The sequence below is a fragment of the Streptomyces sp. Y2F8-2 genome (genome assembly GCF_014905555.1).
GTDB classification, from domain to species: Bacteria; Actinomycetota; Actinomycetes; order Streptomycetales; family Streptomycetaceae; genus Streptomyces; species Streptomyces cynarae.
On the sequence record NZ_BNGS01000007.1, the window covers coordinates 362,762 to 376,611 of the forward strand.

The following is a 13,850-nucleotide window of genomic DNA, read 5'->3' on the forward strand; positions in this document are numbered from 1 at the left end:
CGCCGCACGTCACCTCCCGGCCTACCGGTGCGAGGTGTATTCGACCACCTGCTGGAACGTCGGCCGGTTCTGCCAGCTGATCCTGCCGTGCTTGATGCCGCCCAGGGTGCGCTGGACGATCGAGTCGGCGCACCACTGGTCACCGGCGGAGCACTGGTCGTCGCCCGGGTAGACCTGGGACGCGGTCATGCCCGCCGCCTGCTTCAGCGTGCTGATCAAGGTGTCCCGGCAGGCGCTCAGGCTGCCGCCGCCGCAGTACTTCTGCGCGAGCGGGCCCTGCACCGATTCCCCGAGGACCGCCCGGATGTCCTTGTCGACATAGCTCCACCAGCCGTACTGGAAGGAGCTTCCGGCGTGCGAGCCGGTCGGGCCGTGCGCGGCCGACGGGGACTCGTCGATCGGCAGGTTGTCGCCGAAGGCGGTGTACAGGTCGCTGCCGAGACCCGGCTGGAACTCGGCCTTCACCAGCAGCGGCCACCAGGCGTCCAGGATGCGGATGGCGTCGGCGTCGGCGTACGTCTTGGAGCCCGCCGAGGTCTCCGTGCGCTTGGCGCCCGCCGTCACCCAGGCCTGCAGCTTGCTGACCGCCGCCGCGGCCGTGGGGTCCGTCACCGTACTGCTGTTGACGACCTTCAGCAGCTTCGGCAGCACGTCCTCGGCGCGCAGATCCGCGAGAGCCGCGTCCGCCATCGCCTTCGCCAGCGACGACCTGGTCACCCCGCCGGCCGCGATCAGCTTCCTCACCCGGTCCTCGAGCAGGTTGCCGCGGTGGACCGAGCCCTCACCCCAGGGAGCGGCCGTGTAGTCCCTGGCCTGCTTGTTGTTCCAGGAGATGTAGTAGTCCTGGTCGACGGAGTTGGGGTGCTGGGACGGCAGGGTGTAGTCGGCCGTGTTGGTCGCCGGGTCCCAGTTGCGCCACTCGTACGCCGCCTGCGCCCATACGGGGAACTCGGCGTCGACACCGCTCGCCCGCACCGGGTTGTCGCCGCTGTTGTAGTACGCGGTGTGCTGGGAGTCGGCGTAGAACCAGTTGAAGGTGTAGTTGATGTGCTGGACCGCGCTCTGGAAGTCCTTCGGGCCCTTGACGTAGTCGGGATCGTTCAGCATCTGGAAGCCGATGATCGAGTCGGCCTCGTGCAGGTAGGACGAGCGCAGGGTGGTGTAGGCGACCTTCTTGCCGCCGACCGTGGCGCGGTACTCCACGGGCCCGTACTTGGTGCGCCACACGCGCATGGTGTAGGAGCCGGCCGGGGTCGAGTCGGCGGTCGTGGGTGACCAGGAGTTCTTCTGCTCGACCTTGTCCATGGCGGTGCAGGTGCCGTGGTACAGGTAGTGGTAGTCGTCCTGGCACAGCTCGACCGCGTAGGTGTCGATGATGTCCTGGCCGGAGGTGGTCGCGCTCCACGAGTAGTCCTGGCCGCGGCCGAGCTCGACGTACATGCTCAGGCCCGCGAAGGATGCGCCGCGGGCGCTGATGCCGGGCCCCTGGATCTCCTGGAGCATGAGGAGCTGGGGCGCGAAGTAGCCGGTCTGCGGGCCGAAGACGGCGATGGGGTGGCCGCTCGCGGTGTACCTGCCGCTCACGACGAGGGCGTTGGACATGCCGCGTTTGGCGGAGGTGAGGGCGGTGGTGGCCGCGGTCTTCGAGGCGCTGGTCGCGCTCGAGGTCGCCGCGCTGCCGGTGCGGTCGTAGACGAGCGGTTCCTGGGTCACCGAGCCCGTCTCGGGCAGCGCCTCGCCCTGGGGGCTCGACGGCCTGGTCGCGTAGGGGAAGCTCTCGCCGTCGTGGACGGTGAGGACGGCCTCGGGGTCGTTGCGCTCGCGGAAGGACTCCCAGACCTTGGTGCCCTCCTCCACGCCGTACTTGGACTGGGCGGCCAGCAGCGAGATCGCGTTGTTGACCTCGCCGCCCCCGCCGGAGCCGAACAGCGCGCCGATGACGGAGGCGAGCGCCACCAGGTCGGTGACCTTGAAGTGCTCGATGGTGCCGGCGTTGGTGATGGAGTCCTTGTGGCCGGTCAGGACGTACTCGCCGGGGAAGTAGCGGCCGGAGTCGGAGGCGTCGATGTAGGCGTTGACGCCGGCCAGGTAGGCGTTCACGTCGGCGAGGGCCTGCTTTCCGCGGTCGCCGGCGGCTGCCACCGCGTTGTCGATCTGGGCCTGCAGATCGGCCTCCGTGTAGGGCGCGTTGCGCCAGAACTCCTGCTCGAGGCCCTGGTTGGCGGCGGCGCCGCCCGCGAAGGAGGTGAGCTGTCCGCGGCCCACGTGCCGGAAGACGTCCATCAGCCACAGCCGGTCCTCAGCCGCGGCATACCCGGCGCCGAACTCCGTGCCGTACCTGGTGGTACCGGTGATGTGCGGGACACCCGTCTTCTTGTCGCGGACGATCGTCACGTCACCGCGGCCGGCGGGCTTCTCGGTGGAGGCGACTTGGTCGGACGGGACGCCGAACGAGGCGTCGTTGAAGAAGTTGTTGATCTTCGCGTCGGTGAGGGTGGAGTAGCCGGTGGCCAGGTTGGCGTAGGGGCCGAGCTGGTCCTCGGCGTGGGCGGGTTGGGTGCCGAAGGCCTGGTTGAGCAGGATCTGGGCGAGGGTGGCGTTGCCGTTCTCGCCGGGCGGGAGGATGTCCGAACACCGGCCGCCGCAGTAGTCGTTCGAGGCGGCCGCCTCCGCGGCGCCCGTGGCCGCCTGGGCGGTGGCCGCGGCGGCCGGGGACAAAAGGCCCGCGATGAGCACGCATATCGACGCGGTCTTGAGGAACTTGGGGGTTCTGCGAGGAGTTCTCAGTCTGTCGAGGGCGGTGCGTGGGGTGCGCCGTGGCATGGCAGCTCCTCCCGACGATGGGGGTCCCCCTGCTCGAGCGAAGCCGAGAGCTCGGGGGAGTGGGCGGGCGGACGTTACCGCCGGTATCCCCGCGATTGAAGATGAACATGCGTCAGTTTTTCAACCGTCCGGCAAGTGCTTTTGGAGGTCATCGGAAATCCGATGGAGCCGAATCGCGTGTCGATACGTCTATTCGGCGACGTCCCCAGGACGACGCCGAAGTGACCGAAGTACAGGTGCAGTTGTGACGGAGGTGCAGGGCGATGGCCGGTTTCCGGAGTCTGGCGAGACAGGTCCGTGATCCGAGGTGCGATCTGGCACTACGGCGCTACTCACTGCGCAAGTGCCTGGAGAAGTTCGCCCCCTACGGGCACAGGGCGACCTGGGACCACCTGTGCTCCCGGGCCGGGTTCGGGCCCGAGGACCGCTCCCCCGATCCGGCGCGGCTCGTGGCCGCACTGGAGGAACTGGAGGAGGCCCGGTCCGTGTGGCTCGCCTACGAGGCCGAGTTCACGGAGCGCCGCAGGAAGGAGAAGCACGACGGGCTGCGCCGGCCGGGGAGTGTGGACGACTGGCACCGGCTGACGTGGGGCGGTTTCGGGGTCGCGTGGTGCGACGACCCGCGGGTCCACCCTCATGAACCGCTGGCGGAGGTGCTGCGCCGGCTCATCGCCGCACTGGAGCGCGAGCCGGGCTCGTCGTGTCCGGTGTGCGCCGGTGAGCGCCTCACGTGGAGATACGACCTGGCCCATGAGCCGTCGTCGGGCCCGGTCTGCACGGACTGCGGCATCCTGGTGCCGTCTCACGTGCTGACACCCGGGACCCTGGCACGGACCAGGCGCGCGCGGCTGCTCGTGTCGGCCTAGGGACCGGATCGTGGGGGTGCGCCGGGGATGCCGCACCCCCGTTGTCAGCGGCTCCTGACCCACCGGGACAGGGCGCAGAGGTGAGCCGCGGGCCGACGGGTGCCCTGTGCCGGGGTGAGCCGGGAGGACGTGCGCAGCCCGGCGTCTGCGGGGCGCCTCCCCCAGCTCGTCGAACAGGGCGTGGCCCCGGCGCCCACCCGTGCAGCCCTGGGGTCCCCCAGGCCGTCAGGGCTCTGGGGGAGACACGACTGCCCGCAGGGCGGCGGGGGGCTACCGCTTGCGGCGTTCCACCAGCAGGCGGGAGCCTGACTGCCGTTCGCCGAACACATCGTCCGGGTTGGACAGCACGCACGTCTCCAGAGAGAGGCACCCGCAGCCGATGCAGTCGGTCAGGTGGTCCCGCAGGCGGCTCAGCTGCTTGATGCGTTCGTCCAGTTCGGAGCGCCAGGCCGCGGAGAGGCGGGCCCAGTCCTCGCGGGTGGGTGTGCGCTCCTCCGGTAGCTGCCCCAGCGCGTCGCGGATCGTGGCCAGCGGGATGCCCACCCGTTGCGCCGCCCGTACGAAGGCGACCCTGCGCAGTGCGTCCCGGGAGTAGCGGCGCTGGTTGCCCGCGGTGCGGCGACTGCTGATCAGACCCTTGGACTCGTAGAAGTGCAGGGCGGAGACGGCGGCGCCGCTGCGGGCGGACAACTGGCCGACGGTCAGCTCGTGGATCTTCTCCGGGATCTGGGGCACCTTCCAGAGCCTACCCACCGCGGCACAGGCGTCGTCCGTTGACACCGGTGCCGCACCCGACCATGCTAAGCAGTTGCTTAGACATCGTGATTTCGTGACGCGAGAGGCCGGGAACATGGCAGAGCCGAGGACCTTCACGTCCGCCGACGAGCTGAAGGCGGCGGTGGGCGAGCAACTGGGGTACACCGACTGGCTGGAGATCGACCAGAAGCGGATCGACCTGTTCGCGGAGGCGACCGGCGACCACCAGTGGATCCATGTGGATCCGGAGAAGGCGGCCCAGGGCCCCTTCGGGACCACCATCGCGCACGGCTACCTCACCCTGTCGCTGCTCCCGTTGTTCGGGCCGCAGCTGATCAAGGTGGAAGGCGTGAAGATGGGCGTCAACTACGGCACCAACAAGGTCCGTTTCCCCGCCCCGGTGCCGGTCGGCTCCCGGGTGCGCGCCACCGCGACGATCTCCGGCGTCGAGGAGGTGCAGGGCGGCGTGCAGGTGGCCGTCGCCTTCACCGTGGAGCGCGAGGGCGGCGACAAGCCGGTGTGCGTCGCCGAGTCGGTCGCGCGCTACTACCTCTGACCCCGGACCGGGTGGGGGTGCTACTTCCGCGCCCCCACCATCCGCAGCACGAGGTCGGCGTAGAGCGCGCCGACCTCCTCGGGGGTCCGGGACCCTTCGACGTTGAACCAGCGGGCGACGTCGATGCACAGGGAGAGGATGGCCAGCGTCGTCCCCTTCACGTCCAGCACCTCGAACTCGCCCGCGGCCACGCCGTCCTCGACGATCCCGCGCACCTCGGCGTCCACCTGGCGGCGCAGTGCCAGGATCTCGGCGCGGGCGTCCGGGCCGAGCGCGTCCAGTTCGTACTGCACCACCCGCGCGGTGGTGCGCCGCCCGGCGTGCCAGCGGACGAAGGAGCTCACGGCGTCGGCGAGCCGCTCGGTCGCGCTGCCCTCGCGCCGGGCCGCCGTGCGCAGGATCTCCAGGGCCTTGTCGTGGCCGATGCGGCTGATGCGGTGAAGCAGCTCTTCCTTGGTCTTGTAGTGGATGTAGAGCGCGGCCGGGCTCATACCGGCGCGTCCCGCGATGTCACGGGTCGTCGTGGCGTGGTAGCCGCGTTCGGCGAAGGCCTCGACCGCGGCGATCAGCAGCCGCCGGGCCGCATCCGGGGTCACCTCGGTCCACGGCTCCACCTCGCCGCCGGGTGTCTCCTCCGCCGTACTCATCGTTCGCCCCTTCCACTGGCAGGACGAACACCATACCTCCGACGGTGAGCGGGCGCTTAGCGTGCCCGCTCAGAGCTTTTCGAAGGGGTCGTGCTCGGCGAGCAGCTTCTCCAGCCTGGCCTGGTCGACCCGGCTGACGATCTGCCCGGCCTCCTGGCGGTCCCGGATCACCTTGGCGAGGGTGAAGGCGGAGGTCACCAGGTACAGGACGGCGATCCCGAGGAAGGCCCGCACCCAGGCGTCCGCGTGCAGTCGGAAGATCCCGACGGCGGTGGCCACCAGGGCGATGGCGAAGGACGCCACGGCCTGCCCGTAGAAGGCGGCCGTGTTCTGCTGTCTGACCGGAGTCTCACTCATGGGGACCAGGGTCGGCGGACGGCGGCGCCGGCACATCCGCACGCGTACTCAAAGCGGTACTCAGAACGCCGAAACCCCCGTCAGCGCCCGCCCGATGACCAGTTTCTGGATCTGGCTGGTGCCCTCGTAGAGGGTCATCACCCGGGCGTCGCGCAGCAGTTTGCCCACCGGGTACTCGTCGATGTAGCCGTAGCCGCCGAAGACCTGCAGGGCGTTGTTCGCGGCGCGGACGGCTGCCTCGGAGGCGAACAGCTTGGCCTTGGAGGACTCGACGGCGAAGGGCAGTCCGCGGTCGATCAGGTCGGCGACGCGCCAGGTCAGCAGCCGTGCGGCGTCCACGTCGACGGCGATGTCGCTGAGGAGTTCCTGGACGAGCTGGTGGTGGGCGATGGTCCTCCCGAACTGCTCCCGTTCGCCTGCGTACGTCACCGCCGCCTCCAGCGCGGCCCGGGCTATGCCGACGCAGCCCGCCGCCACCGACATCCGGCCCTTGGCGAGCGCGGACATGGCGACGGAGAAACCCTTGCCCTCCGGGGCCAGCATCGCGGAGGCGGGGACGCGGACGTCCTCAAGGACCAGTTCGGCGGTCGCCTGGCCGCGCAGGCCGAGCTTGCCGTGGACGGCGCGGCGGGTCAGGCCGGGGGTGTCGGTGGGGACGAGGAAGGCGGAGACGCCCCGGTGACCGGGGGCGTCGGTGGAGCGGGCGAAGAGGAGGACGACGTCGGCCCAGGTGCCGTTGGTGATGAACATCTTGGTGCCGTTGATCACGTAGTGGTCGCCGTCGCGTACCGCCCTGGTGGCGAGGTTGCCCGCGTCGGATCCGGTGCCCGGTTCGGTGAGCCCGAAGCAGCCGACGTACTCCCCGGACGTCAGCCCCGGCAGCCAGCGGCGCTTCTGCTCCTCGCTCCCCCAGGCGGCGATCGTCTTGGCGACCAGGCCGAGCGAGACGGACACGATTCCGCGCACGGACGAGTCGCCGCGCCCCAGTTCCTCGGTCACCAGGCAGTACGCGAGGTGGTCGCCGCCCGAGCCGCCGTACTCCTCGTCGATCGTGAGCCCGAGGAAGCCGACCTCGCCGAGCTTCTTGACGATCGAGCGGTCCACTTCCTCCGCCCGGTCCCAGGCGACGACGTGCGGGGCGATCTCGCGGGTCACGAAGTCCTCGGCCAGCCGTCGCACGGCCACCTGCTCCTCGCTCAGCTCCAGGTTCACGACACGTCACCCCTCGGGCAGATCATTGAATGCGGCACATTTAAATTAGCGCTGCTAGTTTTCCAGCGCAGCCCTACTATGTGCGCCATGGCCCGACCGCGCAAGCCCCTCCTCAGCACCGACCGCATCGTCGCCACGGCGCGGGCGCTGGTGGACGCGGAAGGCCTCGCGGCCGTCTCCACGCGCCGGCTCGCCGCCGAACTCGGGGTCAGCGGCCCGTCGCTGTACAACCACTTCCGCACCAAGGACGAGATCCTGGAGGCGGTCGCCGACTCGGTGAGCGCGCAGGTCGATCTGTCGATGTTCGAGGACGGCCGGCCCTGGCGGACCGCGCTGCACGACTGGGCGGTCTCCTACCGGGCCGCGCTGCGTGACCACCCGAACATCGTGCCCGTCCTGGCCCGCGGGCCCGGCCGTCGCCCGGCCGCGCTGCGCCTCGCGGACGCGGTCTACGGGGCGATGGTCGACGCGGGCTGGCCGCCCGCGCAGGCCACCTCCATCGGCGCGCTGATGCGCTACTTCGTGATGGGCTCGGCTCTCGGCTCGTTCGCGGGCGGTTTCGTCGACGACGCGGCGGCGTACGACCCGGCCGACTATCCCCACCTCGGGCAGGCCCACCTCCTCGCCGAGCAGCAGGAGAAGATCGACGAACGGGCCTTCGAGACGGGGCTGGCGGCACTGCTCGACGGACTGGAGCGGCAGTACGAGCAGGTGAAGCGCCCCGTGTAGCGCAGGCGGGGCATACTTCGGCGGGCGCCGAAGTGTCCGTGGTCGATGCTGGACGCATGACGAAGCGGAAGGACGGTACGGCGGCCCGCCTCGCCGGGCTCGCGGGGCTGATCGCCGACGAGACGCGGGCCGCCTGTCTGCTGGCACTGCTCGACGGACGTGCGTGGACCGCCGGTGAGCTGGCGCGGCACGCCGGGGTCGCCGCCTCGACGCTGAGCGAGCACCTGGGCAAGCTCGTCGCGGGCGGGCTGCTCGCGGAGGAGCGGCAGGGACGGCACCGGTATGTACGGCTCGCCGACGCGCGGGTCGCCCAGATCGTCGAGGACCTCGCCGCGCAGGTGGCGCCGGACGGCGGGGCCGGGCGTCCGCGCACGCTGCGGGAGGCGAGCGCCGGGTCCGCGATGGCCCGCGGGCGCACCTGCTACGACCACCTCGCGGGGCGGCTCGGCATCGCCGTGACGGATGCGCTGACCGCGCGGGGACTGCTGCGTGCCACGAGGGAGCCGGAGGGGCCCGACGGTGCCGAGAGCCCATGGGGGTCCCCCCGCGTGAGCGAAGCCGGGCGTGGGGGAGCGCGGAGCCCCGAAGGGTCGAGCACGGTCGGGCTCTCGACACCGGCTGGAGCGCCCCAGAGGCGGACGAGCCAAGACAGCGGGTTCGCGCTGACCGACGCGGGCCTGGCCTGGTTCGACACCGCCGGAATCCGCCTCCACCGCAAGGGCCGCAGGCCCCTGGCCCGCGCCTGCCTCGACTGGACCGAGCGTCGCCCCCATCTCGCGGGTGCCGCGGGCGCCGCGCTGTGCCGGCACGCCCTGGACGCGGGCTGGTGCGTCCGCATCGGCTCCGAGCGGGCCGTGAAGGTCACGGCCGAGGGCGAGCACGCGCTGTCGCGGCTGCTCGGGATCGAGGCGGCGGCGCTGCGCTGAGCCCCGTGAGGTCCGAAATCCGCGAGCATTCCCGCCCCTGCCCTCCTAGCCTCTGGAGAATGATGAACGCCTCCCCCTCGCGTCTGGCCGCCGGCGCGGCCACCGTCACCGTGCTGCTGTGGGCCTCCGCCTTCGTCTCGATCCGCAGCGCGGGCGCCGCGTACGCGCCGGGCGCGCTGGCCCTCGGTCGGCTGCTGGCCGGGGCACTGGCGCTGGGGGTGATCTGTCTCCTGCGGCGGGAGGGGTTGCCGCCGCGTGCGGCGTGGCGCGGGATCGCGATATCCGGGCTGCTGTGGTTCGGCTTCTACATGGTCGTGCTCAACTGGGGCGAGCAGCAGGTCGACGCCGGGACCGCCGCGCTGGTGGTGAACATCGGGCCGATCCTGATCGCGCTGCTCGGTGCGCGGCTGCTGGGGGACGCCATGCCGCCGCGGCTGCTCGCGGGCATGGCGGTGTCCTTCGCCGGTGCCGTGACCGTGGGCCTGTCGATGTCGGGTGACGGTGGCTCCTCGGTGCTCGGGGTGGTGCTGTGTCTGCTCGCCGCGGGCGCCTACGCGGCCGGTGTCGTCGCGCAGAAGCCCGCGCTGGGTGCGGCGAGCGCGCTTCAGGCGACGACGTTCGGGTGTCTGGTGGGCGCGGTGGCCTGTCTGCCGTTCGCCGGACAGCTGGTGCACGACGCGGCCCACGCGCCGGTGTCCGCCACGCTCAACATGGTCTACCTGGGCGTCTTTCCGACCGCGCTCGCCTTCACCACCTGGGCGTACGCCCTGGCCCGTACGACCGCGAGCCGCATGGGCGCGACGACGTACACGGTGCCCGCGCTGGTGGTCCTGATGTCCTGGCTCTTCCTCCAGGAGGTCCCGGGTCCGGTCACGCTCGCGGGTGGCGCGCTGTGCCTGGCCGGAGTGTCGGTGTCACGGTCGCGTCCCCGCACACCGCCTCCGGCCCCGGAACCGCACGCCACGCCCGAGCAGGTACCGGCCGCCGAGTCCTAGGGCACAGGACGAACCCGGGCTTCAGAACACCACCAGCGCCCGGCCGCCCTTGCCCGCCAGCATGTTCTCGAAGGCGGCCGGGATGCCCTCCAGCGCGATCCGTTCCGTCACCAGCGCGCCCAGGTCCAGGCGGCCCGCCCGGACGTGCTCGGCCAGGACCGGCAGGTCCTCGGCCGGGTTGGAGTTGCCGTAGACACAGCCCGTCAGCGTGCGGCCCCAGTGGAAGATCTCCAGGGCGTTGAAGGTGACCTGCTGGTCCTTGCCGCCGATGCCGACGACCGTCGTACGGCCGCCGCGGCGGGTGGAGTCCCAGGCGGCGCGGATGGTGGCCGCCCGGCCCACGCACTCGACCGCCACGTCGACGCCCTGCTTGCCGGTGAGGCCGCGGATCTCGCGGGGCGTGGTGTCGGAGGCGAGCAGGAAGTCCGTCGCGCCCGCCCCTCGCGCCAACTCCTCCTTCGCGGGGGACACGTCCACCGCGACGATCCTCTCGGCGCCCGCGATCCGCGCCGCCTGGAGGGCCGCGAGGCCCACCCCGCCGACGCCGAACACCGCGACCGTCTCCCCCGGCCGTACCATCGCCGCGTGGTGCACGGCGCCGTATCCGGTGAGGACGGCGCAGCCCAGCAGGGCCGCGTCGGTCAGCGGCACCCCGTCCGGGGCCGGGAGCACGCAGGACGCCGCGACCACGGTCTCCTCCGCGAACGCGGCCACGTTCAGACCGGGGTGCAGATCCGTGCCGTCGTCCGCGCGGCGGGCGTGGACGGCACCGGCGCCGGTGAGCGCGTCGGCGCACAGCCACACCTCGCCCCGTGCGCAGGCGTGGCAGCTCCCGCAGGACGGCGCCCAGTTGAGGACCACTCCGTCACCGGGGGCGACATGGGTGACGCCCTCCCCCACCGACACCACCGTGCCCGCGCCCTCGTGGCCGAGGACGGCGGGCACCGGCACCCGCATGGTGCCGTTGGACAGGGACAGGTCGGAGTGGCAGACCCCGGCGGCGGCGAGCCGGACCCGGACCTGGCCGGGGCCGGGCTCGGGCAGCTCGATCCCGGTGACCTCCAGCGGGGCACCGACGGCGGGCAGTACAGCGGCACGGACGACCATCTGGCTCAACGCTCCTGGAACTGGAGGGACTTGGTCTGCAGGTACTCGGCGAGGCCGTGTGCGCCCAGTTCGCGGCCGACCCCGGACTGCTTGTAACCGCCGAAGGGGGCGAGGGGGTTGAAGCGTCCGCCGTTGATGTCGACCTGCCCGGTCTCCATGCGTCGCGCGAACGCGACCGCCTCCGCGTCGTCCCCGGCCCATACCGCGCCGGCCAGCCCGTACACCGTGCCGTTGGCGATCCGCAGGGCGTCCTGCTCGTCCTCGTAGGGGAGGATCGCCAGTACGGGGCCGAAGATCTCCTCCTGCGCGATCGTCATCTCGGGGGTGACGTCGGCGAAGACGGTGGGCTGCACGAAGTAGCCGCGCTCCCGGGGGGATTCGGGGCCGCCCGCGACCAGGCGGGCGCCCTCCGCGAGGCCCTTCTCGATGTAACCGCGCACCCGCGCCTGCTGCCCGGCGTTCACCACCGGGCCGATGCGGTCCCCGTACTTCGCCGCGGCCGTCGCAGCGAGCTCGACCGCCTCCTCGTACCGCTCCCGGTGCACCAGCATCCGCGTCCACGCGCTGCACGTCTGGCCGGAGTTGGACATGACGTTCGCGACGCCCACGTTGACCGCCTTGGCGAGGTCCGCACTCGGCAGGATGACGTTCGCGGACTTGCCGCCCAGTTCCAGGGCCACCTTCTTCACGGCCGCTCCCGCCGTGGCGCCGATCCGCCGGCCGACGACCGTGGAGCCGGTGAAGGAGACCAGGTCGACACCCGGGTGCTCGGCGAGCGCCTGGCCCGCGACCGGGCCGAGGCCGGTGACCAGGTTGAAGACCCCGGCCGGCACGCCCGCCTCGTGGGCGGCCTCCGCGAAGAGCTGGGCGGTCAGCGGGGTGTCCTCGGCCGGTTTGAGGACGACCGTGCAGCCCGCCGCCAGCGCCGGGGCGACCTTGGCGACGATCTGGTGGAGGGGGTAGTTCCAGGGGGTGATGGCGCCGACGACCCCGACCGGCTCCTGGTAGACCGTGGAGTTGCCGACCTTCTCCTCGAAGGAGTACGTGGCGGCCAGTTCGGCGTACGATCCCGCGACCGCGATCGGCAGGCCGACCTGCACGTTCTGCGAGAACGGGAGCGGGGAGCCCAGCTCCGCCGTCACCGTTTCGGCGATCTCGTCCTTCCGGGCGACGAGCACGTCGCGCAGGGCTGCGAGCCGGGCGGCCCGCTCGGCCGGGGCGGTGGCGGCCCAGCCGGGGAAGGCGGCACGGGCGGCGCGTACGGCGGCGTCGACGTCCTCGGCGGTGCCCGCCGGGACCCGGCCGATGACCTGCTCGTCGGCCGGGTTCACGACCTCGATGGTGTCCGCGCCGACGGCGGGGCGCCAGGCGCCGTCGATGTACATGCCGTCATGTGCCTTCATGGTCTTCCTCCTGGGCGGGCAGCGTCGTCCGCGCCCCAAACTAGCGCCGGTAGTTTTGTGGCGCCAGGGGGCTCCGGGAGGTCAGCGTAGGGCCTGCCCTCCGGATCGGGTCGGCCGTGAGGGACGGTCCAAAGGCGGCTTCAGGTCCGGCCCGCCGCCGCGTCCCGCCGCGCGGACGAGTCCGCCCCGTGTGGCTCCCTCGCGGGCGAACGCAGCGCGATCCCGGAGGAGACCAGCAGCAGCGCGCCCAGCATCGCGAACGGCGCGGCCACGCCCGCCACTCCGGCCACCAGTCCCGCCGCGGCGGGCGCGGCGACCTGGCCGAGGCGGTTGCCGGTCAGCCGCAGGGCGAGGGCGGTGGAGCGGGCGTCGTCGGGTGCGGCCTGCACGACGGTCGTCATGGACAGCGGCTGCCCGACACCCAGGCAGAACCCGAGCACGGTGAGCATCGCGCCGAGCGCCCACACCGGCACCGGCAGCGCGATCCCGGCACACAGCAGCGCCGCCACCAGGCAGGTCAGGGCGAGCAGGACGGCCCGGCCGAGCAGCCGCAGCAGCGGCGTGAGGACGAGACGGCAGGCGATGGTGGCCGCCGCGCGCAGGCTCAGCAGCAGGCCGACGACCGCCGGGGCGATGCCGCGGTGGTCGCCGACGACGGGCAGGTACGCGGTGAGGATGTCCGTGGCGGACAGCACGGCGAGGCTGATCAGGATGCCGGCCGGTACACCGCGGGCGCGCAGGATGCGGTGCACGGGGACGCGGTCGCCGCGCGCGGTACGGGCCGTCGTGGCCGTACGGCGCTCGATGCGCCACAGGGAGGTGAACGCGACCGCGGCGCCCGCACCCGCCACCAGCAGGGCGAGCGCGCTGGTGGCCGCCCGGTCCGGGCCGTGGATCAGGGCGCCGGCGGCGATCGGGCCGACGAGCTGTCCGAGGGAGGCGCCGATGGTGAAGTGGCCGAAGTTGCGGTCCTGTTCGTGGGGCTCCGACCGGCGGGCCACGATCGACTGGGCGCCGATGACGAAGCACAGGTGGCCGAGGCCCATCACGCCGCTCCACGCGGCCATCGCCGCGAGGGAGCCCGCGGCCCCGCTGAGCGCGCAGCCGCCGGAGATCAGGACCACACCGGTCACCAGCAGCGGCATGCACCGGCCGTGGTCCGTACGGCGGCCCAGCGGTACGGCGGCGAACAGCGGCAGCAGCGCGTACACACCGGCGATGACTCCGACCGCGCGGTCGTCCGCGCCCAGGGCGAGGGCCCGGTAGGAGACGGCGGGCCGGGCCATCGACACCGCCCCCTGCGCGAAGCCGAAGGCGATGACGAGGCGGAGCAGCCAGCCGCGGTTCCCACCGGGCCCCATGAGGACGTCCTCCAACGAATGACGGGACAACGAGCGATCGGACTACGCGTGATCGGACTACGCGTGATCGGACAACGAGCGATCGGACAACGAGCGATCGGACAACGAGCGA

The 13,850-nt window shown here is 72.1% G+C and carries 13 protein-coding genes; 5 read left to right on the forward strand and 8 right to left on the reverse strand.

Annotated elements, in window-relative coordinates; all coding sequences use genetic code 11:
* Window positions 1–21: 21 nt before the first annotated feature.
* The gene (locus tag SY2F82_RS24885) at window positions 22–2,823 is read right to left on the reverse strand and encodes a penicillin acylase family protein (protein WP_200421391.1); all 2,802 of its coding nucleotides are present in this window, start codon (window positions 2,821–2,823) and stop codon (window positions 22–24) included.
* A gap of 263 nt (window positions 2,824–3,086) precedes the next feature.
* Between SY2F82_RS24885 and SY2F82_RS24890 the strand changes: the two genes are divergently transcribed.
* Window positions 3,087–3,689 carry a hypothetical protein gene (locus tag SY2F82_RS24890; protein ID WP_200421392.1) on the forward strand — a complete coding sequence of 201 codons (603 nt, stop codon included), beginning with the start codon at window positions 3,087–3,089 and terminating at the stop codon, window positions 3,687–3,689.
* A 270-nt stretch (window positions 3,690–3,959) separates the two neighbouring features.
* On the opposite strand, the gene soxR is transcribed toward SY2F82_RS24890, so the two are convergent.
* Window positions 3,960–4,424, reverse strand: a complete 465-nt coding sequence (soxR, locus tag SY2F82_RS24895) for a redox-sensitive transcriptional activator SoxR (protein ID WP_200421393.1) — start codon at window positions 4,422–4,424, stop codon at window positions 3,960–3,962.
* A 115-nt stretch (window positions 4,425–4,539) separates the two neighbouring features.
* Here soxR and SY2F82_RS24900 point away from each other — a divergent pair, with 115 nt between their 5' ends.
* A complete protein-coding gene (locus tag SY2F82_RS24900) occupies window positions 4,540–5,001 on the forward strand; it encodes a MaoC family dehydratase (protein WP_200421394.1) in 462 nt (153 codons plus the stop codon).
* A gap of 20 nt (window positions 5,002–5,021) precedes the next feature.
* Here the strand turns inward: SY2F82_RS24900 and SY2F82_RS24905 are convergent, their stop codons facing one another.
* The 3 genes from SY2F82_RS24905 to SY2F82_RS24915 form a co-directional block, all read right to left on the reverse strand.
* Entirely contained in the window at window positions 5,022–5,648 is a 627-nt protein-coding gene (locus SY2F82_RS24905) for a TetR/AcrR family transcriptional regulator (RefSeq protein WP_200421395.1), read from the reverse strand.
* 69 nt (window positions 5,649–5,717) lie between these two features.
* Window positions 5,718–6,005, reverse strand: a complete 288-nt coding sequence (locus SY2F82_RS24910; RefSeq protein WP_200421396.1) for a YiaA/YiaB family inner membrane protein — start codon at window positions 6,003–6,005, stop codon at window positions 5,718–5,720.
* A gap of 60 nt (window positions 6,006–6,065) precedes the next feature.
* Window positions 6,066–7,217, reverse strand: a complete 1,152-nt coding sequence (locus SY2F82_RS24915; RefSeq protein ID WP_200421397.1) for an acyl-CoA dehydrogenase family protein — start codon at window positions 7,215–7,217, stop codon at window positions 6,066–6,068.
* Window positions 7,218–7,304: 87 nt separating this feature from the next.
* Between SY2F82_RS24915 and SY2F82_RS24920 the strand changes: the two genes are divergently transcribed.
* The 3 genes from SY2F82_RS24920 (at window position 7,305) to SY2F82_RS24930 (ending at window position 9,867) form a co-directional block, all read left to right on the forward strand.
* Entirely contained in the window at window positions 7,305–7,946 is a 642-nt protein-coding gene (locus SY2F82_RS24920; RefSeq protein WP_103839146.1) for a TetR/AcrR family transcriptional regulator, read from the forward strand.
* 56 nt (window positions 7,947–8,002) lie between these two features.
* On the forward strand, window positions 8,003–8,872 hold the full coding sequence (locus tag SY2F82_RS24925) for a helix-turn-helix transcriptional regulator (RefSeq protein ID WP_200421398.1): 870 nt from the start codon (window positions 8,003–8,005) through the stop codon (window positions 8,870–8,872).
* Between the two features lie 62 nt (window positions 8,873–8,934).
* Window positions 8,935–9,867, forward strand: a complete 933-nt coding sequence (locus tag SY2F82_RS24930; RefSeq protein WP_200421505.1) for a DMT family transporter — start codon at window positions 8,935–8,937, stop codon at window positions 9,865–9,867.
* A 21-nt stretch (window positions 9,868–9,888) separates the two neighbouring features.
* Here SY2F82_RS24930 and SY2F82_RS24935 read toward each other — a convergent pair whose 3' ends face one another.
* The 3 genes from SY2F82_RS24935 to SY2F82_RS24945 all read right to left on the reverse strand — a co-directional run bounded on the left by SY2F82_RS24935 (window position 9,889) and on the right by SY2F82_RS24945 (window position 13,738).
* Window positions 9,889–10,974, reverse strand: a complete 1,086-nt coding sequence (locus tag SY2F82_RS24935) for a Zn-dependent alcohol dehydrogenase (protein ID WP_200421506.1) — start codon at window positions 10,972–10,974, stop codon at window positions 9,889–9,891.
* Between the two features lie 5 nt (window positions 10,975–10,979).
* On the reverse strand, window positions 10,980–12,377 hold the full coding sequence (locus SY2F82_RS24940) for an aldehyde dehydrogenase family protein (RefSeq protein WP_200421399.1): 1,398 nt from the start codon (window positions 12,375–12,377) through the stop codon (window positions 10,980–10,982).
* Window positions 12,378–12,517: 140 nt separating this feature from the next.
* Window positions 12,518–13,738 carry an MFS transporter gene (locus tag SY2F82_RS24945; RefSeq protein ID WP_200421400.1) on the reverse strand — a complete coding sequence of 407 codons (1,221 nt, stop codon included), beginning with the start codon at window positions 13,736–13,738 and terminating at the stop codon, window positions 12,518–12,520.
* Window positions 13,739–13,850 lie beyond the last annotated feature (112 nt).